Raw genomic sequence first — 26,049 nt, 5'->3', positions numbered from 1 at the left:
CGGCTCCTGGCCGCGCCAGGCGGCTCTCAGCCCGCGCCGTGCAGCGCGACGGCCGGCATCAGCGCGGACGCCCGCGTGTAGACCCCCGGGCTCCCGGGCTCCCCACAGCCCGCACCCCACGACACCAGCCCCACCAGGCGCCCCTCGACGACCAGCGGGCCGCCGGAGTCCCCCTGACAGGCGTCCCGCCCCCCCTTCGGTTCACCCGCGCAGAGCATCGTGGAGGCGTGGTACGCGCCGTCGGCGGTGCCCGGGTAGGCGCGGGCGCACGTGTCGTCGGACAGGATGTTCACCGCCGCGGACCGCAGACGCGACGCGTAGGCGCCCCGGCCCGTGGTGTCGCCCCAGCCGTACACCACCGCGGAAGTGCCCTCGTCGTAGGCTCCCGAGCCCTCGGGGGCGATCGGGATGGCCCGGTTGGTGACGGGCCTCGGCAGGGTGAGGACCGCCATGTCCCCGGCGTTCGTCCGGCTGTCGTAGTGCGGGTTGACCCACACCTTGGCCGGTTTCAGCGCCTGTCCACCCGTGCCGGCGAGATCTTCGCGCCCCACGAGCACGCGCAGATCGCGGACCTGCTGCCAGGGCATCCCCAGTACCTCGGCGCTCAGACAGTGCGCGGCGGTCACCACCGTTGAGCGGCCGACCAGGACGCCACCGCAGAACTGACCGGACCGTTGCCTGCCGAAGCGGTTCTGGGAGGCGATAGCCACCACCCAGGGGCTCTCCACGACCTGTACGGGCTGTCCCCCGACCACCGATGCGTCGGCCACGGCCAAGGACGGTGTCGCGAGGACCATGGCAAGGGCTCCGGGTACGGCGCGGAAGATCGGGCGCATACGGACTCCTGACTCCGAGGCAGTGATCGCCCACCCAGCGTGACCCAAACGGCTGCTTTGCGCACCCGGACGGCCGCGGGCCCGGCCCCTCGAAGGGGGCCGGGCCCGCAGAAACCGTGTTGCCGTGTCCGCTAGTCGAGGTAGTCGCGCAGCACCTGGGAGCGCGACGGGTGACGCAGCTTCGACATGGTCTTCGACTCGATCTGACGGATCCGCTCACGCGTGACGCCGTAGACCTTGCCGATCTCGTCCAGCGTCTTCGGCTGGCCGTCGGTGAGGCCGAAGCGCATCGAGACGACGCCGGCCTCGCGCTCGGAGAGGGTGTCCAGCACCGAGTGCAGCTGCTCCTGCAGGAGCGTGAAGCTGACCGCGTCGGCCGGGACGACCGCCTCGGAGTCCTCGATCAGGTCACCGAACTCGCTGTCGCCGTCCTCGCCCAGCGGGGTGTGCAGCGAGATCGGCTCACGGCCGTACTTCTGGACCTCGATGACCTTCTCGGGGGTCATGTCGAGCTCCTTGGCCAGCTCCTCCGGGGTGGGCTCGCGGCCCAGGTCCTGGAGCATCTGGCGCTGGACGCGCGCGAGCTTGTTGATGACCTCAACCATGTGGACGGGGATACGGATCGTCCGGGCCTGGTCGGCCATGGCGCGGGTGATGGCCTGGCGGATCCACCACGTCGCGTAGGTCGAGAACTTGTAGCCCTTGGTGTAGTCGAACTTCTCGACGGCACGGATCAGACCGAGGTTGCCCTCCTGGATGAGGTCCAGGAAGAGCATGCCGCGGCCGGTGTACCGCTTGGCCAGGGAGACGACCAGACGGAGGTTGGCCTCCAGGAGGTGGTTCTTGGCGCGGCGGCCGTCCTGGGCGATGATCTCCAGCTCACGCTTGAGCTTGGGAGCGATCTTCTCCTCGGTGGCCAGCTTGTCCTCGGCGAACAGGCCGGCCTCGATGCGCTTGGCGAGCTCGACCTCCTGCTCGGCGTTGAGGAGCGGGACCTTGCCGATCTGCTTGAGGTAGTCCTTGACGGGGTCGGCGGTGGCGCCGGCCGCGGCGACCTGCTGCGCGGGCGCGTCGTCCTCGTCGTCGTCGGACAGGACGAAACCGGCGGCCTCGGCGCCTTCGGCAGCCTCGGGTGCGTCGCCCTTGCCGGGCGCCGCGGTCTCCTCGGTCACCTCGTCGTCGAGCAGCTCGTCGACGTCCTTCTTGGCCGCGGTCTTCTTAGCGGTCGTCTTCTTGGCCGCGGTCTTCTTGGCGACCGTCTTCTTGGCCGTGGTCTTCTTGGCCGCGGCCTTCTTGGCAGGCGCGGGCTCCGCCTCGGCGGACGCGTCACCGAGGGAGGCGGCCGCGGTGGTCTTCTTCACCGCTGCGGTCTTGGCCGCGACGGTCTTGGTGGCGGTGCGCTTCGCCGGACTCTTCGCTGCGACGCTCTTGCGGGTGCGCTTGGGCGCCTCTGCGGCACTGACCATCAGCGTCACACCCTCCTCGTCGAGGATCTGGTTGAGGCTGCGCAGAACGTTCTTCCACTGGGTTGGCGGAATCTGGTCAGCCTCGAAGGCCCGACGCACGTCATCGCCGGCGATCTGCCCATCAGCCTTTCCCCGCTCGATGAGCGCCATCACAGACTCGGACTCGGCGATCTCCGGCGGGAGCGTACGGGATGTGCTGGCCGACACGAACAACCTCTCGGAACGATGGAAACGGCTTCCGACCCCGTCCTGTGTGGATCGGAGCCGACGACCGCCGGAGGGGATGGCCGGCGGCGCGGGGGTAACCGGGGAGTTGAACAGCGTCATCGACGCCGCCCGTATTCCCTCCTCGGCTATCACCTCTTAAGTCATCGCGCTCCCCCGACGAGCGTTACGCCCAATCCACGTGGCCCGAGTCACACCTCATAACGAGACATTCCCCGTCATATGACATGCAACCCTGCCGAAGCCCGCCGCCGGATCCGGATGACTCCCGGATCCGGCGGGCTGCGGTCGCGCTGCCGTGCGGCGCCCCGGCCTTCGGGGTACGCGCCGCCGGACCGACCGCTTCCGGGTCCGTGGCGGGTGCGCGGGAGGTGGCGCCGTCAGTGCTCGCGAGGGGCGGGCACGACGTGGTCCGCGGGCGCCCCGGGGGTCTGTCCGCCGCCCTCGCCGTGAGCGGCTAGGAGCTGACGCACGGCGCTCTCGGCGGCTGCGGCGTCCCCGGCGGCGATGGCGTCGACGATCCGCATGTGCTGGCCGACGGATGTCTCGGCCGGCCGCTCGCAGCCGCCCGACGTGCCGCCGGAGACGTGGAGGGCGGAGGAGACGATGCCGGAGAGGTGGTCGAGCATGCGGTTGCCGGCGAGCTGGAGCAGCAGGGCGTGGAATTCGGTGTCAGCGCGGGCGAAGTTCATGGTGTCACCCTGGGCCGCTGCGTGCCCCATGACGTCGACCATGTCGGCGAGCCGCTGCTGGACGTCCTCGCGCCCCTGCCCGGCGGCGAGGCGGGCGGCGAGCGGCTCGATGGTCCAGCGCAGCTCACACAGCTCACGGCGCTGGGCGTCGCGCTGCGGCCCGTAGGCCCGCCATTCGATGATGTCGGGGTCGAGGAGGTTCCAGTCGCTCACGGGGCGCACTCGGGTGCCCACGTTGGGTCGCGCGCTGACGAGGCCCTTGGCCTCCAGCACCCGCAGCGATTCGCGGACGACGGTGCGGGAGACCTCGAATCGCTGGCCGATCTCCTCGGGGACAAGTGGACGGTCGGCGCCGAGGTCGCCGGAGACGATCATCTGGCCGAGCTGTTGGACGAGTTGGCCGTGCAGGCCCCGGCCACGGCTGCTGGCGGTGCGCCGGCCGGCGCGGGCGATGTCGGCCTCGGCGCCGTCCCACGCCGGTGCGACGCGGTCCGCGGCGCTGTTGACGGCGGTGCCGTAGGGGTAGCGGTCGAGCTCGCCCGGGCCTGCGTGGCCGGCATCGGCGGGGCGAGCCGCGGTCATCATGGTGTGCGCAAGGGTACTCACGCATCCTTTGTCGGCGGCGTCCCGAACACCCTTGAGGTCTTTGGTGAAAAGCACACGAAAGGGTGATCGCCCGGTACCTCATAATTGACGCTTTATCGGAAAGAAATGCGCGCTCCAGGGCGAGTTGTGGACAGCGAGCGCCCCAGAGGCACACGCCGCACCCGTACGCGCCCGTCAGCGCACCCGGCTCCGGAGCGCCGTCAGGCCATAAGCGCAGACCAGCGCGGCGACGGACAACGCCAGTGCGCCACCTACGGGTTGAGTCACCCAGCGCACGACAACGGAGGCGCCGTGATCGATTCCGGACGGCCACCGAACGGGACCCGAAGCCCGCAGCCTCGCGGTGAGCCCCGCCAGCGAACGGCCCGCCTGCTCGGCCAGCACGTACCGCAGGGCCGGCACGACGAGCACCGGCACGGCCAGCACCGCCGCCAACCCCATCGCCGTGGAACGGAACAGCCCTGCGGCCAGCACCCCCGCCCAGGCACAGCCGACCAGCAGCCCCGCCCAACCGACCACGAACACCGGGACGTCGGGAAGGCCCCCCAACGCGTCGGCCCCGAACACCAGCCGGACGGCCGCCTCGTCGGCCAGGAGGATCACCGCGCCGAGCAGCAGCGCGCAGACTCCGGTGACCACCAGTTTCGCGACCAGCAGCCCAAGCCGACGGGGGACGGCGCCACATTCGTGAGCCAGCGCGGGAAAGCGGAACTCCTGCCCGAACGCCAGTGATCCGACCAACCCGGCACCGAGCGCGGCAGGCGGGAAGGGGAGTTGCCGCGGCCACCCGCTCAGCACACGTGAGAGAGGAGCGGCGCCGTGACGCGCCAGGAGAAGAGCCGGCACCAGCGACGCCAGGAGCGAGATGACGGCGACGAGGACGACGGTGCGATCGCTTACCGTGCGACGGACTTCGTAGCGCAAGGGCCAGGCGGGGCCGGGGCCTGGTAGGCGGGGGATGTGCGGTTGGGGGGATGGGGTGGCTCTGGGGAGGCGTGGGGGGTGGGGAGTTGGGGCGAGCGCGGGTGCGGTGATGACGGGGAGGGTGAGGGTGTCGGTGAGGTCGTCGGGGGCGGTGGTGGGGGTGGCAGGGGCTGTGTGGCGACAGTCGCTGCCGGGGAGTGTCGCCATGTCGCCAACGCGGGATGTCGGCATATCGATATCGAGGGTTGCGGCTGTGGGGGCAGGTTCCGTGACAGTGACATGCTGGGAGACGTCAGCGGCACGGGGAGGCGCAGTCGCTGCGTGCAATTGTCGACCGTCTGCCCGGTGGAGCGGTTCGATGACGCCGCTGTCGCCTACCTCATCGGCGAGTTGATGCACCAGCACCCGGTGACGGAAGGCGACTTCGCCGACTGCGGCGCAGTCACTGCCGTACACCGCGAGGCGGCTACCGCTCTCGCGGATGACTTCGATGCCGCGACCGATGGCGGGATCCGCGGCATGGTGGGCGCGTTGCGATTCGTCGATGAGCAACGCCGCAAGGCGATCGGCCTGCGGAGAACGGACGAGGACGCGGGGACGCATGCGGGTGCGGGCGAAGGTCGCCGCGTCCTGATCGGCGGCGAGATGACCGGCGTCGAGGGTGATGACGCGGTCGGCGATGCGGGTGGCTTCGCGGGAGTGGCGTGAGGTGACGAGGACGGCGCCGCCTTGCGCCGCGTAGCCGCGTAGCAGTCCGTGGAGCCAGGCGGTGTCGCGTGGCTGCAGGCCGTCGGTGGGTTCGTCGAGGACGAGGGTGTGAGGGTCCCCGAGGAGGGCGACGGCCAGGGCCAGGCGTCGGTCCATGCCGCGGGAGAGGTCACCGAGTTGTTTGTCGGCGAGGCCGGTGAGGCCGACGAGGTCCAGGACATCGTCGGCGCGGTTGGCGGGCACGCCGACCGCCGCGCTGAGGAGACGTAGGTGACCGATGGTGGTGCGGGACGGATCGCCGGGCACGTCGCCGAGGACGACGCCGATTTCGCGTGGCGGGTTGGGCACCCGGTGCAGTGCCCGTCCACGGAAGAGGGCGACGCCGCGGCCGGACTGGAGCTGGAGCATCAGCCTCAGCGCAGTGGTCTTCCCCGACGCGGCGGGACCGAGCAGGACGGTGACGTTTCCTGGCGGGGCGTCGAAGGTGAGGTCGTTGACGGCGGGCGGGCGTTCACCGCGGGGTTCGCTGGTCAGCCCGATGACCTGGATCATCGCGTCCCTCGCGGGGCGTGAGACCGGTCGGACGGAGTGGAGGGCACGAAAGGGCTCACCCCGCCAAGGTAGCCCCATATGTCTTATTTACTCGTAATTACCGAGTGGGGTGCCGTCCCGTGTCACGGTGAGGCCGCGAGCGCGCCTGCCGAGGGCAAGCCTCTGTCGGGTGGTCAGGCCTCGGGGCGCAGCATCGGCGGGTTGAGGAGGGTGGCGCCGCCCGCGCGGAACAGCTGTGCCGGGCGGCCGCCCTGACGGGTCGTCGTGCCACCGGTCGGGACGAGGAAGCCCGGGGTTCCGGTGACCTTGCGGTGGAAGTTGCGGGGGTCCAGGGCGACGCCCCAGACCGCTTCGTAGACGCGGCGCAGCTCGCCGACCGTGAACTCCTGTGGGCAGAACGCGGTGGCGAGAGAGGAGTACTCGATCTTGGAACGGGCGCGTTCCACGCCGTCTTCGAGGATCTGGGCGTGGTCGAAGGCGAGCGGGGCCGGGGCCTCCCCCTCGGGTGCGCTCGCGGACTCCTGGTCGAGGAAGGATTCGACCGGTGCCCAGCGGGCGCTGTGGGCGTCGCCGCCGGCGCGCGGGGCGGGCAGGTCAGGGGCGAGTACCAGGTGGGCGACGCTCACCACCCGCATCCGGGGGTCGCGCTTCGGGTCGCCGTAGGTGGCGAGCTGTTCGAGGTGCGCGCCGTACGGGGCGGTGGGGTCGGCCGGGTCGTGGGCGTGCAGGCCCGTCTCCTCGGCAAGCTCCCGGGCCGCGGCGCCCGCCAGGTCTTCGTCGGCGCGGACGAAGCCGCCGGGCAGCGCCCATCGCCCCTGGAACGGCGGCTCGCCACGGCGCACGGCCAGGGCGCAGAGGGAGTGGCGGCGCACGGTGAGCACGACCAGATCGACGGTGACGGCGAAGGGCGGGAAGGCCGACGGGTCGTAGGGAGGCATGTCGTGATCATAGTCGTCCGCCTGACGATAAACAGGCCGTCGCGCCAGATCAGGACTTCAGCTGCAAGCCATCGGCGGCCTCCTCCACCATGCCCATGCCGAGGCGGCTGATCCGTACGGCGAGGGGCTGTCCGGCGGCGCGGAGGCCGGTGAACTGCAGCGCACCGAGCGGGGCGCTGCCCACGGGGCGGAGCGTGAGGGTGCCGCCGGGGACGTCGGGGCGCAGACCGGCGAGGGCCAGCAGGAGGTGGACGGCGCCGGCCGCTGCGACGGAGGCGGGCCGGCAGGCCGCGGGGTGGGGTACGGGCGCGGCTCCGGTGGTGCGCTGCTCCCCCGCGTACATCTCCGGGAGTCGGTGGCCGAAGCTCTCCGAGGCGTCGAGGACGCCCTTGAGCAGCGCGTTCGCTGCGGGTTCATGGCCGGCGACGGCCAGTCCGGCGGCGACGACAGCGGTTTCGTGGGGCCGTACCGCTCCGCTGCGGTGCCCGAACGGGTTGTGCCGCTTCTCCTTGGCGCTCAGGCTCCGCAGTCCCCAGCCGGTGTCCATGGCGGGGCCGGCCAGAAGCGCGGCGAGCTGGGCCGTGCGGACGGGGTCGAGGAGCCCCTGGGCGTACCGGCCGCCGCCGAGCAGACCGGTGTCGAGGAGGTGCCCGGTGGTGGCTCCGAGATGCGCCAAGGGGCGGCCTTGAGGGGTGATCAGGGCGGCGGGACGGCCGCCGTAGCGGTCCTCGTGCCAGAAATCGGTGCGGAAGTGGGTGCAGAGGTCGGCCGCCCATCCCCGCAGGTCGGCTGCGCGGGGTTTGCCGTACGCGTCGAGGAGGTCGGCGCCGAGGAGCGCGGCGCGGTGGGCGTGTGCCTGGGTTTCACAGCGGTATGGGCCCGATGGGGCGGGGTCGGGAAGGTAGGGCGGGCGACCGGTGGCGGAGGTGCGGAGCAGCCAGTCCAGGCAGCGTTCGGCGGTGGGCAGCAGGTGCTCGGTCTCGTGATCGGGCAGGCCCCAGCGGCGGGCCTCGGCGAGGACGGTGGGGAAGAGCAGGGTGGCTTCGGTGCCGGCGCAGCTGGGTGGGGCGTGCGGTCCGGCGTCACGGAGCGGGCCGGGGAGGCGGCCGGCGTCCGGTCCCGGGCCGGTGTGCTGAGTGCGGGCGAGGAGGCGGAGCGTACCGGCGGCGAGGTGGGTGCCGAGGGGCAGGAGCATGCGGGCGGACCAGAGGGCTTCGGCCGGTGAGAGTCCCGGGCGCCAGGGGATGCCGCCTACGACGTAGAGGTCGGTGGCGAGGAGGGCGTCGGCACGGGGGTCGTCGCATTCCAGGCGGGCCGCCCAGAGGCGTTGCGGCCGTGCGGTGCGTAGCCGCGGGCCGGTGGGACGGGGTGCGGTGTACGGGCCCCGGAGCTCCGGGGCCCGGTGCGGGCCTTCCGGTGTGGTGCGGGCGTCCGGGCCGCCGGACGGGGTGAGTTCCAGGGTGAGACGGAGGTCGATGGTGCGGCTGCCGCCGGGTGGGATGTCGAGGTCCCAGCGCAGGAGGCCGGCGGAGGCGAGGGCGTCGTCGGGTGCCGGGGTCGTGGTAACCGCGGCGTGTGCCCCGGGCCCGGACCAGCGCAGGCCCGCTCCGTGGACTGCGGGGCGCAGGTCGGGTCCGGGCAGGCCGGTGGCGACGGCGCCGAGTTCGGCGAGGTCGGTGCCGAGCCGGAGGTCGACGGGGAGGCGGACGGGGCGCGAGGAGCTGCTGCGGAAGGTGAGGCGTTCGCTGCCGTCGGCGCGGCGTAGTCGTTCGAAGCGGATGTCGGGATCCGGGCTGCGGTCGCCGGTCAGGCGCACGGCGCCGAGGAATCGGGTGTGATCCGCTGCGGTCTGCTTGCTCTGGAGAATGACGGGTTCGCCCGCTCCGGCGTGCAGTTCGCAACGGGAGAGTATGCGGCGGCCGTCGTGGTAGCAGCCGTCGGCGTTCTCTCCTCTGAGCTGGCCGTCGGGCGGGGAGATGGTGAGGTGGGGCAGCGCCACGGAGATCAGTGAGGCGTGGAGAGGCTGCGGCCGTGGGACACGGGGCGGGGCAGTGCGGGGTGTTCCAGGGACGTGTGGGGTCGGTGGGGTGGAGTGCTCGATGCCTGGCACGGGTCGTGCTCCTTGGTGGTACCGGTGCGGACGGCTGTTGACGCCACCCACCTGAACGGTGCGGCCGGCGTGCAGGTCACGCCGGCCGCACCGCGTTCCTGGATCACCTGCGGCTCCGGTCACCACCACGTCGGAGGCGGCGGGCGTCGGGGCCGCTGCCGGGCGGGCCGGAGCTGCCCCGAGGCGTGGCGGGGCGGCCGGTCGGTGCGCGGCGGGATCGGGGTGTGCGTTCGGGGTCGGGGGCCGGTGCGGTGCGGGTGGCGGCCGCCGCGTCGCGGGAGCCGCTCGTCGCGCGGGCCGTCTGTGCTTCGCGCTCCTCTCGTTCGCTCCTCAGACAGCGGCGCAACGGTTCGGGGTCGAGGCCCTCGTTGATGCCACGGTGCAGGAGTTGGGCGAAGACATAGTCGGGGTCGATGCCCAAGGCGCGGCTGAGGGCGACGCGGGCGGAGGGTTGGTCGTCCGTGGACCAGGCGACCCATCCCGCGAGGGTCAGTGGGGCGACGGAGTGTTCGAGGTAGGCGCCTGTACAGCGGCGGGCGAGGGCGCGCCAGAGGCGGAGGGCGGCTGCGGCGGAGGGGCCTTCCAGCCATTCGGCGGCCCGGTCCCGGGTGAGCCGGTCCTGGAGGCCGAGGATGAGTTCGGCGGCTTCGGTGTCGGTGAGGAGGGCGTCGTCACAGGCGTCACGGGCCCGGTTGCTGCCGGTGGGGGTGTCCTCCCGGAATCGCCGGATCATGGCGGCGGCCCGGTCGAGGGTGTCCTGGCGGACGGCGCGGGCGCCGTTGGCGTGGAGCATCCGGGGCAGGACCCGGCTGACCGCGGTGTCGAGCGCCTTGACCTGTTCGGCGGCGCGGGGGCCGGTGCGTGGGGCGAGGCGGGCCTCCATCTCCTTGAGGGAGCCGCGCACCTGCATGCCCGCGTACGCGGCGGCGGCCGCCATGACCGAGGTGCCGGGCATGACCATGGGTTTTCCGTCGGCGGGACAGCAGCGGTAGGTGGGGCAGCAGTACGACCAGTAGCGGTTGTTGGAGAGGCAGAGCGCTTCGAGGACGGGGACGTCGAGAGCGCCGCATGCGGTGCGCAGCCGCTGAGCGAGGGGCCGCAGTCGACGGGTGACGTCCTGGCCGCGTTCGCCGTTCCTCGGCTCCTGGCAGAGGAAGACGAGCATGCCGGCGGGCCGGACGCCGCGGTCGCCGGCGGCGGTGATGAGGCAGGAGGCGAGTTGGTCGGCGACGTCGGGCCACTGCTCCGGGTCGGTGGGGATACCGAGCCTGCCCCGGGCGCCGAAGCGTCCGCGGGGGCCGTGGAGTCCCACCAGGACGATGCTGTCGTCGGGATAGAAGCCCATCAGGTACGGCAGGGCGTCGGCGAGGTCGGCGGCGTCGCGCAGGGTGACCTGCTGCTCGGTCTCGGAGCCGGTCTCGGTCTCACGGTCGGGATCGCGGGCGGTGGTGTGGTTTCCCCCGGACGGGGCGGCGTCGGGTGTGGTGGTGGCTGCCGGGCCGGATGCGTCCGGGTCCGGGTTCTCCGGAACGGGGCCGGCCGGGAGGAAGAGGTTCGCGGGCAGGGAGAGGTCGGTGTGGCCGGGGCGAGGCGCTCCGGGGCGCTCGGTGGGGGCGGAGCCCCGTGGCCCGGTGGCACGGGTGGTTCCGGCGTCGGGGCGGACGGGCTTCCGCGGGGATGCCGTGGGGTCCTGGGACGGGGCGGAGAGGGGCGTGCGGGGCGCGGGAATCGTCGGAGCCGGCGGCCGCGCGGGGCCCGGTGCGGCGGCCGCGGGCGGGTCTTCCGGGCGCCCGGAGGCTGCGGACGTACCTGCGCGGGGCTGCGGCCTGCCGGTGCGGTTCGGGTCGTGGGGCCGTTCGCTGTGCTGGTTCATGGCTCGAAGATCCCGCGCCGGTCCGCTGCGCCGCGACCCCTGTGGAAAACCCTCGGGTGGCGGAAATATCCACAGGCGCGGACGGGGCGGCCCTGGCGCGCGAGCCGTGGGCACACGACGGTTTCCCGGCCCAAGGCAGGGCGGATTCAGCAGGCAGCTGTGACGTCGGGCGCGCCCGGGTCCGGGTGCCGCCTTGAAGGGCGCCCTTGGCTCTCCTCACTCCGGCAGGCGCCCACGGTTCCACCGCCGCATGCGCCGGGAGCGGACGGGCCGGGAGCTACCGCCCCGCGTTCGTACGGTACGAGTACGCCGTACATGGACGACGCCGGACGGTCTCCCGCCTCAGACGGTGGCAGGCGCCCGCACGAGATCGCGCGGCGGCCCGGCCCACACCATCCGCGCACGGCGAGACACCCCGGACCCGATGAAGGCCGAAGCCAACGGCCGGCATCCACCGGCCACCGGCAGTAAGCCAAACCGCTGCTCCGGAGCGCACACACACCGCACCGCCGCGCGCCCGTCCCTCCCCCATGAGCAGCCCGCCGCGCCATCGCACCCTTCAGCCGGAGCCGGGCAGCCCCCGCCCGCTCACCCCGCCGCCGCGAGCACCAGTGGCAGCACCCGCTCCGTGCCTGCCCGTTGCAGGAGGCGGGCGGCGACGGCGAGGGTCCAGCCGGAGTCGGTGTAGTCGTCCACGAGCAGGACCGGGCCCGGGGTGCGGGCCAGACCGTCGGCCAGTTCGCCGGGGACGGTGAAGGCGGCGGACAAGGTCTGGAGGCGCTGTGCGGAGTTGCTGCGGTGGGACCGGTGGGCGGCGCTCTGTTCCGTGTGGGCGAGGGAGCCGAGGAAGGGAAGGCGTCCGATGCGGGCGATGCCCTCGGCGAGGGAGTGGACGAGCCGGGGGCGGCTGACGGACGGGACGGCGACGACGCCCACCGGACGGGCCGCGGCGTCCGGGGCCTTCGAGGCCCAGCCGCCCGGGGAGCGGGCCCAGTCGCCGAGGACTGCCACCGCGGCCTGGAGGACGTCGTCCGGAACCGGGCCGTCGGGGGCCTGCTCGGCCAGCAGCGGGCGCAGGCGGTTGCCCCAGCCGATGTCCGAGAGACGCCCCAGGGCACGCCCGGGGGCGCACTGTTCCTGGGCCGGGATGCGGCCCTTGAGGTCGATGCCCAGGGCGGCCATGCCCGTCGGCCACATGCGGCGGGGTTCGACCGCCACGCCCGGGCGGTCCAGTTCGCCCGTGGCGCCCGCCAGCGCCGCCGGGGAGACCGTGGAGTGGGCCCACTCCCCCGCGCAGTTGTCGCAGCGGCCGCAGGGGGCCGCGCCCTCGTCGTCCAGCTGGCGGCGCAGGAACTCCATCCGGCACCGGGAGGTGCTGACGTAGTCGCGCATCGCCTGCTGTTCGGCGGCCCGTTGCCGTGCCACCCAGGCGTATCGCTCGGCGTCGTACACCCAGTCGGCGCCGGTGGCTGTCCAGCCGCCCTTCACGCGCCGGACCGCGCCGTCCACGTCCAGCACCTTCAGCATCATCTCCAGCCTGTTGCGCCGCAGGTCGACCTGGGCCTCCAGGGCCGGTACGGAGAGCGGGCGTCCGGCGTCGGCGAGGGCGGCGAGGGTGTGGCGGACCTGGGACTCGGGCGGGAAGGCGACCTCGGCGAAGTAGCGCCAGATGGCCTCGTCCTCTTTGCCTGGCAGCAGCAGCACATCGGCGTGCGCGACGCCGCGGCCCGCGCGGCCCACCTGCTGGTAGTAGGAGATGGGCGAGGACGGCGAACCGAGGTGGATCACGAAACCGAGGTCGGGCTTGTCGAACCCCATGCCCAGCGCGGATGTGGCGACCAGCGCCTTGACGCGGTTGCCGATCAGGTCGGACTCGGCCTGCTGGCGGTCGGCGTTCTCGGTGCGGCCGGTGTAGGAGGCGACGCGGAAGCCGCGGCCCTGGAGGTAGTCGGTGACCTCCTCGGCGGCCGAGACGGTGAGGGTGTAGATGATGCCGGAGCCCGGCAGCTCGTCGAGGTGGTCGGCGAGCCAGGCCAGGCGGTGTGCGGCGTCCGGCAGCCGGACCACGCCGAGCCGCAGGCTCTCCCGTTCCAGGGTGCCGCGCAGCACCAGGGCCTCCCCCGCGCCCGTGCCGAGCTGGTCGGCGACGTCCGCCGTGACCCGGGCGTTGGCGGTGGCGGTGGTGGCGAGGACGGGGACGCCCGGGGAGAGTTCCGCGAGCATGGTGCGCAGCCTGCGGTAGTCCGGGCGGAAGTCGTGACCCCAGTCGGAGATGCAGTGTGCCTCGTCCACCACGAGCAGGCCGGTGGTGGCCGCGAGCTTCGGCAGCATCCGTTCGCGGAAGTCGACGGAGTTGAGGCGCTCCGGGCTGACCAGGAGGACGTCGACGTCGCCGCGCTCGACCTCCTCGTGGATGGCGTCCCACTCCTCCGGGTTGGCGGAGTTGATCGTCCGCGCCTGGATTCCGGCGCGGGCGGCGGACTCGACCTGGTTGCGCATCAGTGCCAGCAGCGGCGAGATGATCACCGTCGGGCCGGAGCCGCGGCGGCGCAGCAGTGCGGTGGCGACGAAGTACACCGCCGACTTGCCCCAGCCGGTGCGCTGCACGACCAGCGCGCGGCGGCGCTCGACCACCAGGGCGGCCACTGCCTGCCACTGGTCCTCCCGCAGCGTCGCCGGGCCTCCCGGGTCGCCGACCAGCTCGACGAGGATGGCGTCGGCTTCGGCACGCAGCTCCTGTTCGTTCATGCCCTCCATGCAACAGCACGCCACTGACAAACAGCCACTGCCCACCGCGTCGGAGGCCGTCCGCACGCTCCGCCGGCGTCCGGAATCGACGTCGCCGGACGTTCGCGCAGACACGTCCGCACTTCCCTCGCAAGGATGTTTACGCAGTTCAGAGCTTTAAAGCGCGGTTTCATCGGAACGGTCCGAGGCCGTGGCGCGGTCCTCGGTACGCAGAGGAAAATGGGGGTCCGCACCCGTAGGAGGCCCGGTTCGCGGTCCCCGCGGCGGGCGTCGCGCCGCCGAACGCGTGCCGGACCGCAGGGCGCCGGTTCGCCGCGCGCCCCGTGCGCCCGCGCGGCACGTCCCGTACGCCCGCCCCCGAAAAGGGGCCGCGCAGGCCGGACGGGGAGGGAGCGGCAGGGCGTCGGGCGGGGCGGTGGCGGGAAGGATGGAGGCAGCGCCATCGGCGAGGCGGGAGTGCGCGCATGTGGGGTACCGCGTGCCCGTACGGGACCGGTGCCGCTTCCGCGTACCGGCACGCACGCCGGAGTGCCGTGGAGTCGCGCGCCCGCTACCGCACGCCGAGGGGACGCGCGGCCGAAGGGAGGACCGTGGATTTCACCGATGCCCAGCCCCCGTCCGCACCCCGCCCCGAGGCCGCCGATCCGGCCGTGCGGCGCAGCCGCGTGCTGGAGCCGGCCGAGTGGGCCACGGCGGGGATTCCGCTGCTGCGCAACCCTCGTGAGCTGGTGAACGGGGTGCACCAGCGGCACGCCCCGGCGTTCGCCACCGCGGTGGTGGCGGTGCTCGATCCGGATCAGCGGGTGCGGGCGAGCGCGTCGTTCACGCTCGGCGCCGCCGCCCCGGACGGCTGGCGGTTCCGGCACGCCCTACTGGTGCAGCTGCGGCGGATCGTGCCGCACGATCTGCGGTTGCGGGTCCCGGTACGGACGGCGGTGCTCCTGTACTGCCGCGCGGGGGAGCTGCGGTGGACGGAGACGGACGGCGCCTGGATGTGGGGGCTACGGGACGCGTGCACGCTGCACGGGCTGCGGTGCGGGGCGTACCTCATGCTGAACGGCGAGCGCTGGCAGGTGCTGGGCGAGGAGCGTGGCGGACGGCGGCCCGGCGGCCGCCCGCGGGCGGGTGGGCGCCCCGTGGCCACGGCGGGCGGCGAGCGGCCCCGTGCGGAGGCGGCGCGACGGCCGGGCAGGGCGCGGCGGTCCGACGACGGCGTGGAGCGGCCCCGGCGACTGCCGGAGTCCGAGGCTCCGGCGGGCAGTCAGGAGCACAGGAGCGTTGCCGCGAGCGGGAGTTGAGGGGGCGGAGCGGCCCGCTACGGAAGCGGAGGCGCCGTTTTCGGGTGTGCCCGGGAAGCACGGCGACGGGCGGCCGCACGGTGCGAGTCGGCGGCGCGCGCCGTGCCTCTCCGTGCCCGTGACGGCACCGTGCGCCCCGGGGCAGGCCGACGGGCGGCCGCCTCCGGGTACGCGTGCGGGCCCGACCGGCCTGGTGGCCGGCGGGCCGCTGCGTGCGGGACCGGTCAGGCGGACGTGCCGAGCACGGCGTTGATGCGCTGCGGGTCGCCGCAGACGATCAGCAGTGCTCCGGCGCGCGCCAGGGCGGCGGGCAGGGCCCGCGCCGTGGTCTCGTCGGTGCCGCCGTTGACCGCGACGACCACGACGGGCCGTCCGGCGGGCCGGGTGGCGGCGGCGTCCGCGTAGAACACGTCCTCCGCGGCGTCGTACTGCGCCCAGTAGGACGCCTCGCCGAAGGACAGCTCGTGGGCGGCCCAGGGGTGCGGGTCACCGGTCGTGAGCACCAGGATGTCGCTCGGTGCGCGTCCGGAGTCCAGCAGCAGGTCGACGGCCTCGTCGGCGGCGTCCAGGGCGCCGTCGGCGGGGGCCGGGATCAACTGGAGCTGCGCGTCGGTGGCCGCCGCGGGGCGGGGGCCGGTGCGCTGGGCGGGCGGGGCCGTGACGGGCGCCCGCGGCGGGGCGGGCGGACCGGGCTTGCCCGGACGGACTCCGGCCGCGTGGGGTCCGCGCGCGGGCGCGGGGCGGGGGCCGGGAACGGGGCGGGGGGTCGGCGCGGTGCGGCCGGCGGCCGGAGTTGCGCGGGGACCCGGGACACTCTCGTGAATCTGAGGCTCCTCGGGGATGAGAGGCATGAAGGGATGTCTATCAAACGTGGGTGCGGGACGTGTCGGCGGGTCCGCCTCGACGCCCGCACCGCTCAGAAGTCGAAGCCGAGTTGGCCACCGGCCTTCAGAGCGGCTGCTTCGGGGGTGACGCGCACCTTCTTCAGATGCCGCCACCGGGGCAACGCGTCCATGTAGGACCACGAGACCCGGTGGTGCGGCGTGGGACCGTACTCCTCCAGGGCGGTGCGATGGGTCGGGGAGGGGTAACCGGCGTTACCGGCGAAGTCGAACGGGGCGTGGTCCACGCCCAGTTCGGCCATCATCGCGTCGCGTCGCACCTTGGCGAGCACGGATGCGGCGGCGACCGCGATACAGGACTGGTCGCCCTTGATGACCGTGCGGACCCGCCACGGCCCGCCCAGGTAGTCGTGCTTGCCGTCGAGGATCACCGCGTCCGGGCGGACCGGCAGCGCCTCCAGGGCGCGGACGGCCGCGAGCCGGAGCGCCGCGGTCATACCCAGGGCGTCGATCTCCTCCGGGGAGGAGTGCCCCAGGGCGTACGCGGTGACCCAGTCGCCGAGGACCTCGGCGAGGTCGGTGCGGCGCTTGGGGGTCAGCAGCTTGGAATCGGTGAGTCCGGCGGGCGGGCGGCGCAGGCCGGTGACGGCCGCGCAGACGCTCACGGGACCGGCCCAGGCTCCTCGCCCGACCTCGTCGACACCGGCGACGATCTTGGCGCCCGTCGTGGCGCGCAGTGATCGCTCGACGGTATGGGTGGGAGGCTCGTACGGCATGGCGCCAGCAAGCGTACGCCTATTCGGGGCGCGCGTCGCCACCGGATCCGGATGAGAGTGCGAACGCCGCCACCGGGGCCGGTCGCGGGGGTGCGCGGACCGGGTGGCACGGGGTGCGGTGCGGCGCTCCCCAGGGGCGAAGTCGCCGGGCCGGGGCGCCCGTTGGCGCGGCGGCTCCGGGCCGGGCGCCGCCAGGTGGATCAGGCGGGCACCCAGGACGGGAGCGGCTCCGTGGCGGCGAGCCAGTCGGCCGGCGGCGCGCCCGCGGGGGCGGCGGCGACGATGCCGCCGACGATGGCGCAGGTGGTGTCCACGTCACCGCCGGCCCGGGCGGTGGCCCAGAACGCCGCCGGGTAGTCGCCGAGGTGCCGGGCGGCGGCCCAGAGGGTGAAGGGGACGGTGTCGTGGGCGCTGGTGCGGCGGCCGCAGCCGAGGACGGCGGCGACGGTGCCGGGGTCACCGTAGTCGAGCATGTCCCGGGCGCGGCGGAGTCCGGCCTGGACGGCGCTGCGCGGGATCAGCGCCAGGACGTCGTCGATCAGCTGCGCCGGGCCGGTGTCGCGGTCCGGGTCGGCGACGAGGGCGGCGGCAGCGGCGACCGCCATGGCGCCCACGACGGCCTCGCGGTGCTGGTGGGTGGGGTAGGCGGAGATCTCCGCCTGGTGGGTGGCCTGCTCGGCGTCGCCGGCGTACCAGGCGCCCAGCGGGGCGATGCGCATGGCGGCGCCGTTGCCCCAGGAGCCGTGGCCGTTGAAGAGGGCGGCGGCGAGCTCGTGCCAGTCGGCGCCCTCACGGAGGCGGCGCAGCAGGCGGTCGACGGCCGGGCCGTAGTCGCGCTCGGCCTGGTGGTGGTCGGCGAAGGACCGGGCGAGGGCGTCCTGGTCGATGCGGCCGTGGGCGTTCAGGACGGCCAGGACGGAGCAGGCCATCTCGGTGTCGTCGGTCCACCGCCAGGTACCGGGCGGCAGGGCGCGGCGGCGGAGGGCGGGGAGGTGGGCGGGGGTGGCGAAGCGGGCGCCGAGGGCGTCGCCCACGGCGAGTCCGCGCAGGCTGGCGAGGGCCCGCGCGCGGCGGTCTGCGTCACGGTCGTCGGCGGTCATCGCTCGCACTCTAACCGGAGATGCCGTACGGCTCCGGTTCCCGCCAGCGCTCGAACGGCCGGTCCAGGGTGTAGCGGCCGTCGTCACCGAGGAGGAGGACGCGCCACTCGGCGTTGCCGGGGTTGGCGAGCGATTCGAACTCCGCGACCGACCAGTGGAACCAGCGCATGCAGAACAGCCGCATGGTCAGGCCGTGCGTGACGATCAGGACGTTCGGCGGGTGATCAGGAGCCTCGAAGCTGCGCCACAGGCTCTCCAGGAAGGCCCCGACCCGGTCGTAGACGTCGGCGCCCGACTCCCCCTGGGCGAAGCGGTAGAAGAAGTGCCCGTAGGCGTCGCGGTACGCCTTCTGGAGGCGTACGTCGTCGCGGTCCTGCCAGTTGCCCCAGTCCTGCTCGCGCAGCCGTGGCTCCTCGCGTACGCGGACGCGGTCCGGGTCGAGTCCGAGGGCCCGGAAGGTCTGGTGGGTACGGCGGTACGGGGAGACGTAGGCGGAGACGCTTTCGTCGCCGAAGATCTCCCGGAGCGGGCCACCGGCCTCGCGGGCCTGGTGGAGGCCCTTGTCCGTCAGGCTGAGCGCGTGGTCCGGCTCGCGTTCGTAGACGGTGTCGTCGACGTTCCCCGCCGACTCCCCGTGGCGGATGAGGACGATGCGTCGCGGCCGTGCCATGCGGCCACCCTAGAACGCCCGCCGCGCGCGTCGCGACCGGCGGACACGGGGCGGGGCCGCCCGCCCGGGGCGTGGCGGGCGGCTCCGTACGGCGCCCGTGCGGTGATCACCGGGGCGCGCGTCACCGGGGTGCCGGGGAGCATCCGGGCGCTCCCCGGGGGCGTGCGCTCAGACCGTCCACGCCGGTTCGAGCTGGACGACATCACCCGCGAGGGCCTCCACGTCGGCCGCTATCTGGGCGCGCAGGGCCAGTCGCTCCACCCGCTCCGGGCGGTACTTGCCGCGTTCGGCGGCCGACTGCCACATCGACAGCACCAGGAACTCCTCCCCCGGCGCCCGCCCCAGCATCCCGCGCACCATGCCCGGCGAGCCGGCCATCGCCGGGTTCCAGACCTTCACCTGCATCAGCGTGAAGTGCTCCACACGGTCCTCGCGCACCTGGGAGTGGGCCAGCCGCAGGACGTCGACGTCGGCGAAGACCGGCTCGAAACCCACCTTCACGTCGAATTCGTGCTCGAAGAGGCGGACTTGGCTGTCCTTGAAGGTGCCCACCTGGGCGGCGGCGAGCCGGTCGTGGGAGCGCGCCATGAAGGAGTCGTAGAACGCCCGGCTCTCCCAGAAGGCGACGAGGTGGGCGACGCCGGGGCGGCTTCTGCTCCAGCCGCCGCCCTGCCCCCGGAATCCCGGCTCCCCCAGCAGTCCCGCCCATTTCCGCTGCCCCCGCTCGAACCCTCGACGGTCCACGACGGTGAGGCGAATCCACTTGACAAGCACCGCGCCATCGTACGGCCCGGGACCGGCCAAATCACCGCTGTCGCCCGCCGAACATCCGCGGATCCGCACGCGACGGGCGGGGCGCCGCCCACCGGCCGCCCCGCCGCCCGTCGCGGACGAACCGCCCTACGGCCGGGGGTCGATGGGCACCGGGACGGCGAGCCGCCGCTCCACCTCCTCGGCGGCGTCCAGACACAGGTCCTCCCGGTAGGGGCGGCCGATGAGCTGGACGCCGCGGGGCAGTCCGCCGTCCGTCCCCGCAGGCACCGCGACGGCGGGCAGCCCCGCGAAGCTGGTGGCGGTGCACAGCCGCATGGCGCGCTGGAGCCGCAACGAGCTTTCCGGGTCGCGCAGTTCCTCCCCCGGGGCGAACGGGGGCAGGGTGAACACCGGTCCGAGGACCAGCGGGTACTCCGCCAGGAACGCCGCCCAGTCCCGGCGGATGCCCAGGCGCACCCCGGTCAGTCGCAGATACTCCGCGAGGTCCACGGGGCGGGTGCGCGCCATGCCCCACTCGATGAAGCGGTGACCGGCCTCCCCCAGGAGCGGTTTGACGCGCGGCCAGGCGGCGGCGAACTCGGTGAGCGTCATCCGCGCGTACGCCTCCAGCGTCTCCTCCAAACGCGGCAGGCCGGGAACCTCGCACACCTCGTAACCGGCGTCGCTCAGGGCGTCCGCCGCGGCGTCGACGGCCGCGCGGACCGACGGGTGCACCCCTTCACCCCCGGGGTCGGACACCTTCGCCACCTTGAGCGGGCCCGGGAGCGGCGCCCCGAAGGGCGGTACGGGGACGGCCCTGGGGTCGCACGGGGCGGCCCCGGCCAGCACCCCGTGGACCAGCCGCAGGTCCGCGACGGTGCGGGCGAGCGGCCCGTCGACCACCAACTCCTGGGCGGCCAGGGCGGGATCGTCGGCGCCGACACGGTGGTCGGCGGGGTAGCGGCCCGTGGTCGGCTTCAGCCCCGCGATGCCGCAGAAGGCGGCGGGGATGCGGACCGATCCCCCGGCGTCGTTGCCGAGACCGAGGGGCACCATGCCGCTCGCCACGGCCGCCCCGTCGCCGCCGCTGGAGCCGCCCGGGGTGACCGCGCGGGACCAGGGGTTGACGGTGTCGCCGAACAGCTCGCTGCGGGCGTGCATCCCGGCGAGGACGAAGGTGGGCATGTTGGTGTGGCCCACCGGGATGGCGCCGGCGGCGCGCAGCCGGGCGACCGGGGGCGCATCGGCGCGCGCCGTGGCGTGCCGGAGGGCGGTCGCGCCGAAGGTCGTCGGGACGCCTTCGACGGCGGTGGTCTCCTTGACCGTGAACGGCACCCCGGCCAGCGGCCCCAACTCCCCGCCTGCCGTCCGGCGGCGGTCGACGGCGTCCGCTTCGGCGCGCGCCCGGTCGGCGATCAACTGGGTCACCGCGTTGACCGCCGGGTTGACCTCGTCGATCCGCGCCAGATGCGCCTCCAGCAGCTCGGCCGCCGTCACGGCCCCCTCGCGTACGGCCGCCGCCTGAGCTCCGGCCGGCATCCGCCACAGTGCGTCCCGCATACCCGTTCCCTCCCGTCGGCCCGCCCTCGGGGGCAGGCGCGTTCCGGGGGCGGCGCTGTCGCATTCCCGCCCCCACCAGTCGTACTGATGCGTCTGCATCGAAAAAACACCGTACCCTGATTGGCGATACGTACGCATCGGATAAACGGAGTGCCATGCCGAAGCTGGTGGACCACGAGGGCCGACGCCGGCAGATCGCCGACGCGGTCTGCCGACTCGCCGAGGAACGCGGCCTGGAGGGGGTCACCCTGCGGGACGTCGCGGCCCGCGCGGACGTCTCCATGGGGGCGGTCCAGCGCTGCTTCCGCACCAAGGACGAGATGCTCACCTTCGCCCTGACCTACATCGGCGAACGCGTCACCACCCGGGTCTCCGCCCGCATCTCCGAGTCCCCCGCGCAGTCGGCGCGCACCACACTGGGGCACGCCGCGACCGAACTCTCCCTACTGCGGCAGGAACACCGGGCCGAGGCCCGTGTCTGGCTCGCCTTCCTCGCCCAGGCCACCGTCAGCCGTCCACTGGCGGAGATCCTGCGCGCCAACTACACCGCGCTCCAGGAGGCGTTCACCGCGCTCCTCGCCCAGGCGGCGCCGGAGGCCGACGCCTCCCTGGAGGCCCGCACCCTCCTCGCCCTCGTCGACGGCCTCACCACCCATGTACTGATCGACCACATCTCGCCCGCCGCCGCGCTGGACGTCCTGGACCACCACCTGTGCCGCCTGTGGGGCGAGCCGCAGCAGTGAGACCGGGTGCACACCGGGGACCGCGCCACCGCGGACCCCGCCCCAACACCCTTACGGGGCAACGGATCCGGCCACTTTCCCGACCAACGCAGTTGTCCACAGGCACAGTTCGCCACGCCGCGATGACACACCGCCGTGGCACCATGGACATCCAACGGGGTGTTACGGCGCGCTGCCCGCACGACCACGGGCGACCGCCCGGCGCTCCGCGGCTGCCCGCCACCGGCCGTACGCCTCACCACCCGGGCCGGGAAGGGCAGCCGGTCGCGCGCGGAGCCGTTCCGCGCGTGCGGTGAGACGGAAAGCGACGGAAGGACAAGCCCGGTGAGCACGCTCAACAAAGGCATCGAGAAGGTCGAGGTCACGCTCAAGTGGGACCCCAGCCCCGTCGGCGAGCCGGACAACGACCTCGACCTGATCGCCGCCACCTATGAGGCGGACACGCCCACGGACAAGCCCGTCTACCTCGTCCACTTCGACAGCCGCTCCCCCGACGGCACCATCACCCTCAACCGCGACAGCCGCACCGGCCAGGGCTTCGGCTCCGACGAGGTCATGACACTGGAGCTGGAGCGCCTGGCGGAGCGCTACACCCGGGTCGTCGTGGGCGTCGTCATCCAGCAGAGCGGCGGCCGCAAGACCTTCGGCGAGGTGCCCCACACCGAGGTCCAGATCCGCGAGGGCTACACCGATCTCGTCCGGGACGACTTCGCCTCGGTCGCCCCGTCGACGTCCGCCGTCGTCGCCGCGTTCACCCGCGACACCGACGGCGAGTGGCGCCTGCAGAAGGGACTGCGCGGCTTCGACGCCGAGCCGAACGCCTTCACCGCCCTGATGGGCGGCTGACCGCAGCGCCGCCGGGAAGCCGCACCGGAGGCCGGCGCCGGCGCGGCGGACCTGCGGCCCGGCGACCCTGAAAACCGGCGGCGAACCCGGTCGGCACCACCCCACGGGCGATCCGTACCGCGGGCATCTCGCGGCGGAAACGGCGGAGAGGGAGCCGACACGGGGTCGGCTCCCTCTCTCACCTGCGGATCAGTGGCCACGGCACCGGACGCTCACCGCGGCGTCCGATGCCGTCCGCCCGTTCTCAGCTGCAACCGCTGGTCGAGCCGCAGCCCTCGCAGAGGTAGCAGCTGCCCGCGCGCTGCATCTTCGTCCCGCAGGAGAAGCAGAGCGGGGCGTCGGCGTTGATGCCGAGCTGCATCTCGACCAGTTCGGCGTTGGTGTGCGCCTGCTTCTTCGGCGCCGGGGCCTCGGCCTCCGCGGCCGGGGCCGCCGGGGCGGGCGCCTCGGTCTGACGCGGTGCGGACTGCGCCAGGCCCTCGACGTCCACGTCCTCGGACGGCTCGTACGAACCGGTGTCCAGGTGACGCTGGCGCTCCTCGACGGAGTGGATGCCGAGCGCGGAGCGGGTCTCGAAGGGCAGGAAGTCCAGCGCCAGGCGGCGGAAGATGTAGTCGACGATCGACTGCGCCATCCGCACGTCCGGGTCGTCCGTCATACCGGCCGGCTCGAAGCGCATGTTGGTGAACTTCGAGACGTAGGTCTCCAGCGGCACGCCGTACTGCAGACCCACCGACACCGCGATGGAGAAGGCGTCCATCATGCCCGCGAGGGTCGAGCCCTGCTTGGACATCTTCAGGAAGACCTCGCCGAGACCGTCGTCCGGGTAGGAGTTCGCGGTCATGTAACCCTCGGCGCCGCCGACGGTGAAGGAGGTGGTGATGCCGGGACGGCCCTTCGGGAGGCGCTTGCGGACCGGGCGGTACTCGACGACCTTCTTCTCGGCGACCGGCTCGGCCTTCTTCTCCTCCTCCTTCTTCTTGGCGGAGAGGGGCTGGCCGACCTTGCAGTTGTCGCGGTAGATCGCGAGCGCCTTCAGGCCGAGCTTCCAGCCCTCGTAGTAGACCTCCTCGACCTCCTCGACGGTGGCCGTCTCGGGCAGGTTCACGGTCTTGGAGATCGCACCCGACAGGAAGGGCTGCGCCGCGGCCATCATCCGGACGTGGCCCATCGCCGAGATCGAGCGGGCGCCCATGGCGCAGTCGAAGACCTCGTAGTGCTCCGGCTTCAGACCGGGGGCGTCGATGACATTGCCGTGCTCGGAGATGTGGGCGACGATCGCCTCGACCTGCTCGGGCTGGTAGCCGAGCCGCTTGAGCGCCTTGGGGACCGTGTTGTTCACGATCTGCATGGAGCCGCCGCCGACCAGCTTCTTGAACTTGACCAGCGCGAGGTCCGGCTCGACGCCCGTGGTGTCGCAGTCCATCATCAGGCCGATGGTGCCGGTCGGCGCGAGGACGGACGCCTGCGCGTTGCGGAAACCGTTCTTCCCGCCGAGTCGCAGCACGTCCTGCCACGCCTCGGTCGCCGCGGCCCAGACCGGGGTGTCCAGGTCGTCCATGCGCTTGGCGGCACCGTTGGCGTCGGAGTGCTGCTGCATGACGCGCTTGTGGGCGTCGGCGTTCCGGGCGTAGCCGTCGTACGGGCCGACGACCGCGGCCAGCTCGGCGGAGCGCTTGTAGGAGGTGCCGGTCATCAGGGAGGTGATGGCACCGGCGAGCGCACGGCCGCCGTCGGAGTCGTAGGCGTGGCCGGTGGCCATCAGCAGGGCGCCGAGGTTGGCGTAGCCGATGCCCAGCTGGCGGAAGGCGCGGGTGGTCTCGCCGATCTTCTCCGTCGGGAAGTCGGCGAAGCAGATGGAGATGTCCATCGCCGTGATGACCAGCTCGACGACCTTGGCGAAGCGCTCGGCGTCGAACGACTGGTTGCCCTGGTCGTCGTCGCGCAGGAACTTCATGAGGTTGAGCGAGGCGAGGTTGCACGAGGAGTTGTCCAGGTGCATGTACTCGCTGCACGGGTTCGAGGCGGTGATCCGGCCCGACTCCGGCGAGGTGTGCCAGTGGTTGATCGTGTCGTCGTACTGGATGCCGGGGTCGGCGCAGGCCCAGGCGGCCTCGGCCATCTTGCGGAACAGGCCCTTGGCGTCGATCTCCTCGATGACCTCGCCGTTCATCCGGCCGCGCAGGCCGAACTTCGAGCCGGTCTCGACGGCCTTCATGAACTCGTCGTTGACGCGGACGGAGTTGTTGGCGTTCTGGTACTGGACGGACGTGATGTCGTCGCCGCCCAGGTCCATGTCGAAGCCGGCGTCGCGCAGCGCGCGGACCTTCTCCTCCTCCTTCACCTTGGTCTCGATGAAGGCCTCGACGTCGGGGTGGTCGACGTCGAGGACGACCATCTTGGCGGCGCGGCGGGTGGCGCCGCCCGACTTGATGGTTCCCGCGGACGCGTCGGCGCCGCGCATGAAGGAGACCGGACCGGAGGCGTTGCCGCCGGAGGAGAGCAGCTCCTTGGAGGAGCGGATGCGGGAGAGGTTCAGACCGGCGCCGGAACCGCCCTTGAAGATCATCCCCTCTTCCTTGTACCAGTCGAGGATCGACTCCATGGAGTCGTCGACGGAGAGGATGAAGCAGGCGCTGACCTGCTGCGGCTGCTGGGTGCCGACGTTGAACCAGACCGGCGAGTTGAAGCTGAAGACCTGGTGGAGCAGGGCATACGCCAGCTCGTGCTCGAAGATCTCGGCGTCCGCCGGGGAGGCGAAGTAGCCGTTGTCCTCACCGGACTTGCGGTACGTCTTGACCACGCGGTCGATCAGCTGCCGCAGGCTCGACTCTCGGGTCGGCGAGCCGACCGCACCACGGAAGTACTTGCTGGTGACGATGTTGACCGCGTTCACCGACCAGAACTCGGGGAACTCGACGCCACGCTGCTCGAAGTTGATCGAGCCGTCGCGCCAGTTGGTCATGACGACGTCACGACGCGCCCACTCCACCTCGTCGTACGGATGCACGCCGGGGGTGGTGTGGATGCGCTCGATACGCAGCCCCTTGCTCGCCTTGCTGCCCTTGGCGCGGGAGCCGCGTGCCGGGCCGCTCGTCGTCTCTGTCATTCCGCCTCCCTATACGGGCGAAAACGCCCATATGTGCACACTTCTTCCCGTGGCACAGTGTCTGTCGTTCTGGGGCCGGAGCGCCTGCACGCGCCCCGGTCAGGTGTGATCGCGCCGCGCTCAGTCGGCGGCGGTGGCGGGCTCGGGAACGGACGCGGCATCGCCGCCGTCCGCCCCGCACTCCCGCTCGGGCGGACCCTGCTCGCGCTGCTCACGCAGCTCGGCGATGGCCGCCTCGAAGTCCTCCAGCGAGTCGAAGGCCCGGTACACGGACGCGAAACGCAGGTACGCGACGAGGTCGAGTTCCCGCAGCGGTCCCAGTATGGCCAGCCCGACGTCGTGGGTGGACAGCTCGGCACTGCCGGTGGCGCGCACCGCCTCCTCGACCCGCTGGCCGAGCTTGGCGAGGGCGTCCTCGGTGACCGGCCGCCCCTGGCACGCCTTGCGCACGCCCGCGATGACCTTGGTGCGGCTGAAGGGCTCGGTGACCCCGCTCCGCTTGATCACCGTCAGGGACGCCGTCTCGATGGTGGTGAAACGGCGGGAGCAGTCGGGGCACTGGCGACGGCGGCGGATCGATGTGCCGTCGTCGGTGGTGCGACTGTCGACGACCCTGCTGTCCGAGTGCCTGCAGAAGGGGCAGTGCATGGCTCCACCCTCCTCACCTCGGAACT

19 protein-coding genes are annotated in these 26,049 nt (G+C 72.9%); 3 read left to right on the top strand and 16 right to left on the bottom strand.

Features of this window, described 5'->3' with window-relative positions; genetic code table 11:
• Positions 1 to 26 precede the first annotated feature (26 nt).
• The 8 genes from ACF1BH_RS05335 to ACF1BH_RS05300 form a co-directional block, all read right to left on the bottom strand.
• Complete coding sequence (locus ACF1BH_RS05335) at positions 27 to 836, bottom strand: serine protease (RefSeq protein WP_391641078.1); 810 nt, start codon at positions 834 to 836, stop codon at positions 27 to 29.
• A 131-nt stretch (positions 837 to 967) separates the two neighbouring features.
• Positions 968 to 2,509, bottom strand: coding sequence for an RNA polymerase sigma factor (locus ACF1BH_RS05330; protein WP_391641077.1), 1,542 nt, complete (start codon positions 2,507 to 2,509; stop codon positions 968 to 970).
• 398 nt (positions 2,510 to 2,907) lie between these two features.
• Positions 2,908 to 3,879: a FadR/GntR family transcriptional regulator gene (locus ACF1BH_RS05325; RefSeq protein WP_391641076.1), complete on the bottom strand. Its 972-nt coding sequence runs from the start codon at positions 3,877 to 3,879 to the stop codon at positions 2,908 to 2,910.
• Positions 3,880 to 3,999: 120 nt separating this feature from the next.
• Positions 4,000 to 6,009 carry an ATP-binding cassette domain-containing protein gene (locus ACF1BH_RS05320; protein WP_391641075.1) on the bottom strand — a complete coding sequence of 670 codons (2,010 nt, stop codon included), beginning with the start codon at positions 6,007 to 6,009 and terminating at the stop codon, positions 4,000 to 4,002.
• Positions 6,010 to 6,182: 173 nt separating this feature from the next.
• On the bottom strand, positions 6,183 to 6,947 hold the full coding sequence (locus tag ACF1BH_RS05315) for an NUDIX domain-containing protein (protein WP_391641074.1): 765 nt from the start codon (positions 6,945 to 6,947) through the stop codon (positions 6,183 to 6,185).
• A 49-nt stretch (positions 6,948 to 6,996) separates the two neighbouring features.
• Positions 6,997 to 8,946 (bottom strand): glycogen debranching N-terminal domain-containing protein, encoded by a 1,950-nt coding sequence (locus ACF1BH_RS05310; protein ID WP_391641073.1) that lies wholly within the window; start codon positions 8,944 to 8,946, stop codon positions 6,997 to 6,999.
• 214 nt (positions 8,947 to 9,160) lie between these two features.
• Complete coding sequence (locus ACF1BH_RS05305) at positions 9,161 to 10,930, bottom strand: DUF4192 family protein (RefSeq protein WP_391641072.1); 1,770 nt, start codon at positions 10,928 to 10,930, stop codon at positions 9,161 to 9,163.
• Between the two features lie 588 nt (positions 10,931 to 11,518).
• Entirely contained in the window at positions 11,519 to 13,678 is a 2,160-nt protein-coding gene (locus ACF1BH_RS05300) for a RecQ family ATP-dependent DNA helicase (RefSeq protein ID WP_391641071.1), read from the bottom strand.
• A 590-nt stretch (positions 13,679 to 14,268) separates the two neighbouring features.
• Here ACF1BH_RS05300 and ACF1BH_RS05295 point away from each other — a divergent pair.
• A complete protein-coding gene (locus tag ACF1BH_RS05295; protein ID WP_391641070.1) occupies positions 14,269 to 14,976 on the top strand; it encodes a hypothetical protein in 708 nt (235 codons plus the stop codon).
• 224 nt (positions 14,977 to 15,200) lie between these two features.
• Here the strand turns inward: ACF1BH_RS05295 and ACF1BH_RS05290 are convergent, their stop codons facing one another.
• From ACF1BH_RS05290 to ACF1BH_RS05265, 6 genes are all read right to left on the bottom strand, one after another.
• On the bottom strand, positions 15,201 to 15,827 hold the full coding sequence (locus tag ACF1BH_RS05290) for a hypothetical protein (protein WP_030288201.1): 627 nt from the start codon (positions 15,825 to 15,827) through the stop codon (positions 15,201 to 15,203).
• 65 nt (positions 15,828 to 15,892) lie between these two features.
• Positions 15,893 to 16,594, bottom strand: coding sequence for a ribonuclease HII (locus ACF1BH_RS05285; RefSeq protein ID WP_391641069.1), 702 nt, complete (start codon positions 16,592 to 16,594; stop codon positions 15,893 to 15,895).
• 200 nt (positions 16,595 to 16,794) lie between these two features.
• Positions 16,795 to 17,694: an ADP-ribosylglycohydrolase family protein gene (locus ACF1BH_RS05280; RefSeq protein ID WP_391641068.1), complete on the bottom strand. Its 900-nt coding sequence runs from the start codon at positions 17,692 to 17,694 to the stop codon at positions 16,795 to 16,797.
• Between the two features lie 10 nt (positions 17,695 to 17,704).
• The gene (locus tag ACF1BH_RS05275) at positions 17,705 to 18,364 is read right to left on the bottom strand and encodes a histidine phosphatase family protein (RefSeq protein WP_391641067.1); all 660 of its coding nucleotides are present in this window, start codon (positions 18,362 to 18,364) and stop codon (positions 17,705 to 17,707) included.
• 168 nt (positions 18,365 to 18,532) lie between these two features.
• The gene (locus ACF1BH_RS05270) at positions 18,533 to 19,138 is read right to left on the bottom strand and encodes a YdbC family protein (RefSeq protein WP_391641066.1); all 606 of its coding nucleotides are present in this window, start codon (positions 19,136 to 19,138) and stop codon (positions 18,533 to 18,535) included.
• 126 nt (positions 19,139 to 19,264) lie between these two features.
• A complete protein-coding gene (locus ACF1BH_RS05265; protein ID WP_391641065.1) occupies positions 19,265 to 20,677 on the bottom strand; it encodes an amidase in 1,413 nt (470 codons plus the stop codon).
• Positions 20,678 to 20,832: 155 nt separating this feature from the next.
• Here ACF1BH_RS05265 and ACF1BH_RS05260 point away from each other — a divergent pair, with 155 nt between their 5' ends.
• Together ACF1BH_RS05260 and ACF1BH_RS05255 are read left to right on the top strand one after the other, a co-directional pair.
• Positions 20,833 to 21,420, top strand: a complete 588-nt coding sequence (locus tag ACF1BH_RS05260; protein ID WP_391641064.1) for a TetR/AcrR family transcriptional regulator — start codon at positions 20,833 to 20,835, stop codon at positions 21,418 to 21,420.
• 135 nt (positions 21,421 to 21,555) lie between these two features.
• The gene (locus ACF1BH_RS05255; RefSeq protein ID WP_391641063.1) at positions 21,556 to 22,266 is read left to right on the top strand and encodes a TerD family protein; all 711 of its coding nucleotides are present in this window, start codon (positions 21,556 to 21,558) and stop codon (positions 22,264 to 22,266) included.
• Between the two features lie 244 nt (positions 22,267 to 22,510).
• Here the strand turns inward: ACF1BH_RS05255 and ACF1BH_RS05250 are convergent, their stop codons facing one another.
• Together ACF1BH_RS05250 and nrdR are read right to left on the bottom strand one after the other, a co-directional pair.
• Positions 22,511 to 25,375 (bottom strand): vitamin B12-dependent ribonucleotide reductase, encoded by a 2,865-nt coding sequence (locus tag ACF1BH_RS05250; RefSeq protein WP_391641062.1) that lies wholly within the window; start codon positions 25,373 to 25,375, stop codon positions 22,511 to 22,513.
• 120 nt (positions 25,376 to 25,495) lie between these two features.
• Positions 25,496 to 26,023 (bottom strand): transcriptional regulator NrdR, encoded by a 528-nt coding sequence (gene nrdR / locus ACF1BH_RS05245; RefSeq protein ID WP_384601943.1) that lies wholly within the window; start codon positions 26,021 to 26,023, stop codon positions 25,496 to 25,498.
• Positions 26,024 to 26,049: the final 26 nt, after the last annotated feature.

It is taken from the genome of Streptomyces sp. NPDC014733 (assembly GCF_043083385.1).
Lineage (GTDB): Bacteria > Actinomycetota > Actinomycetes > Streptomycetales > Streptomycetaceae > Streptomyces.
This window is presented reverse-complemented; position numbering and strand designations above follow the sequence as displayed.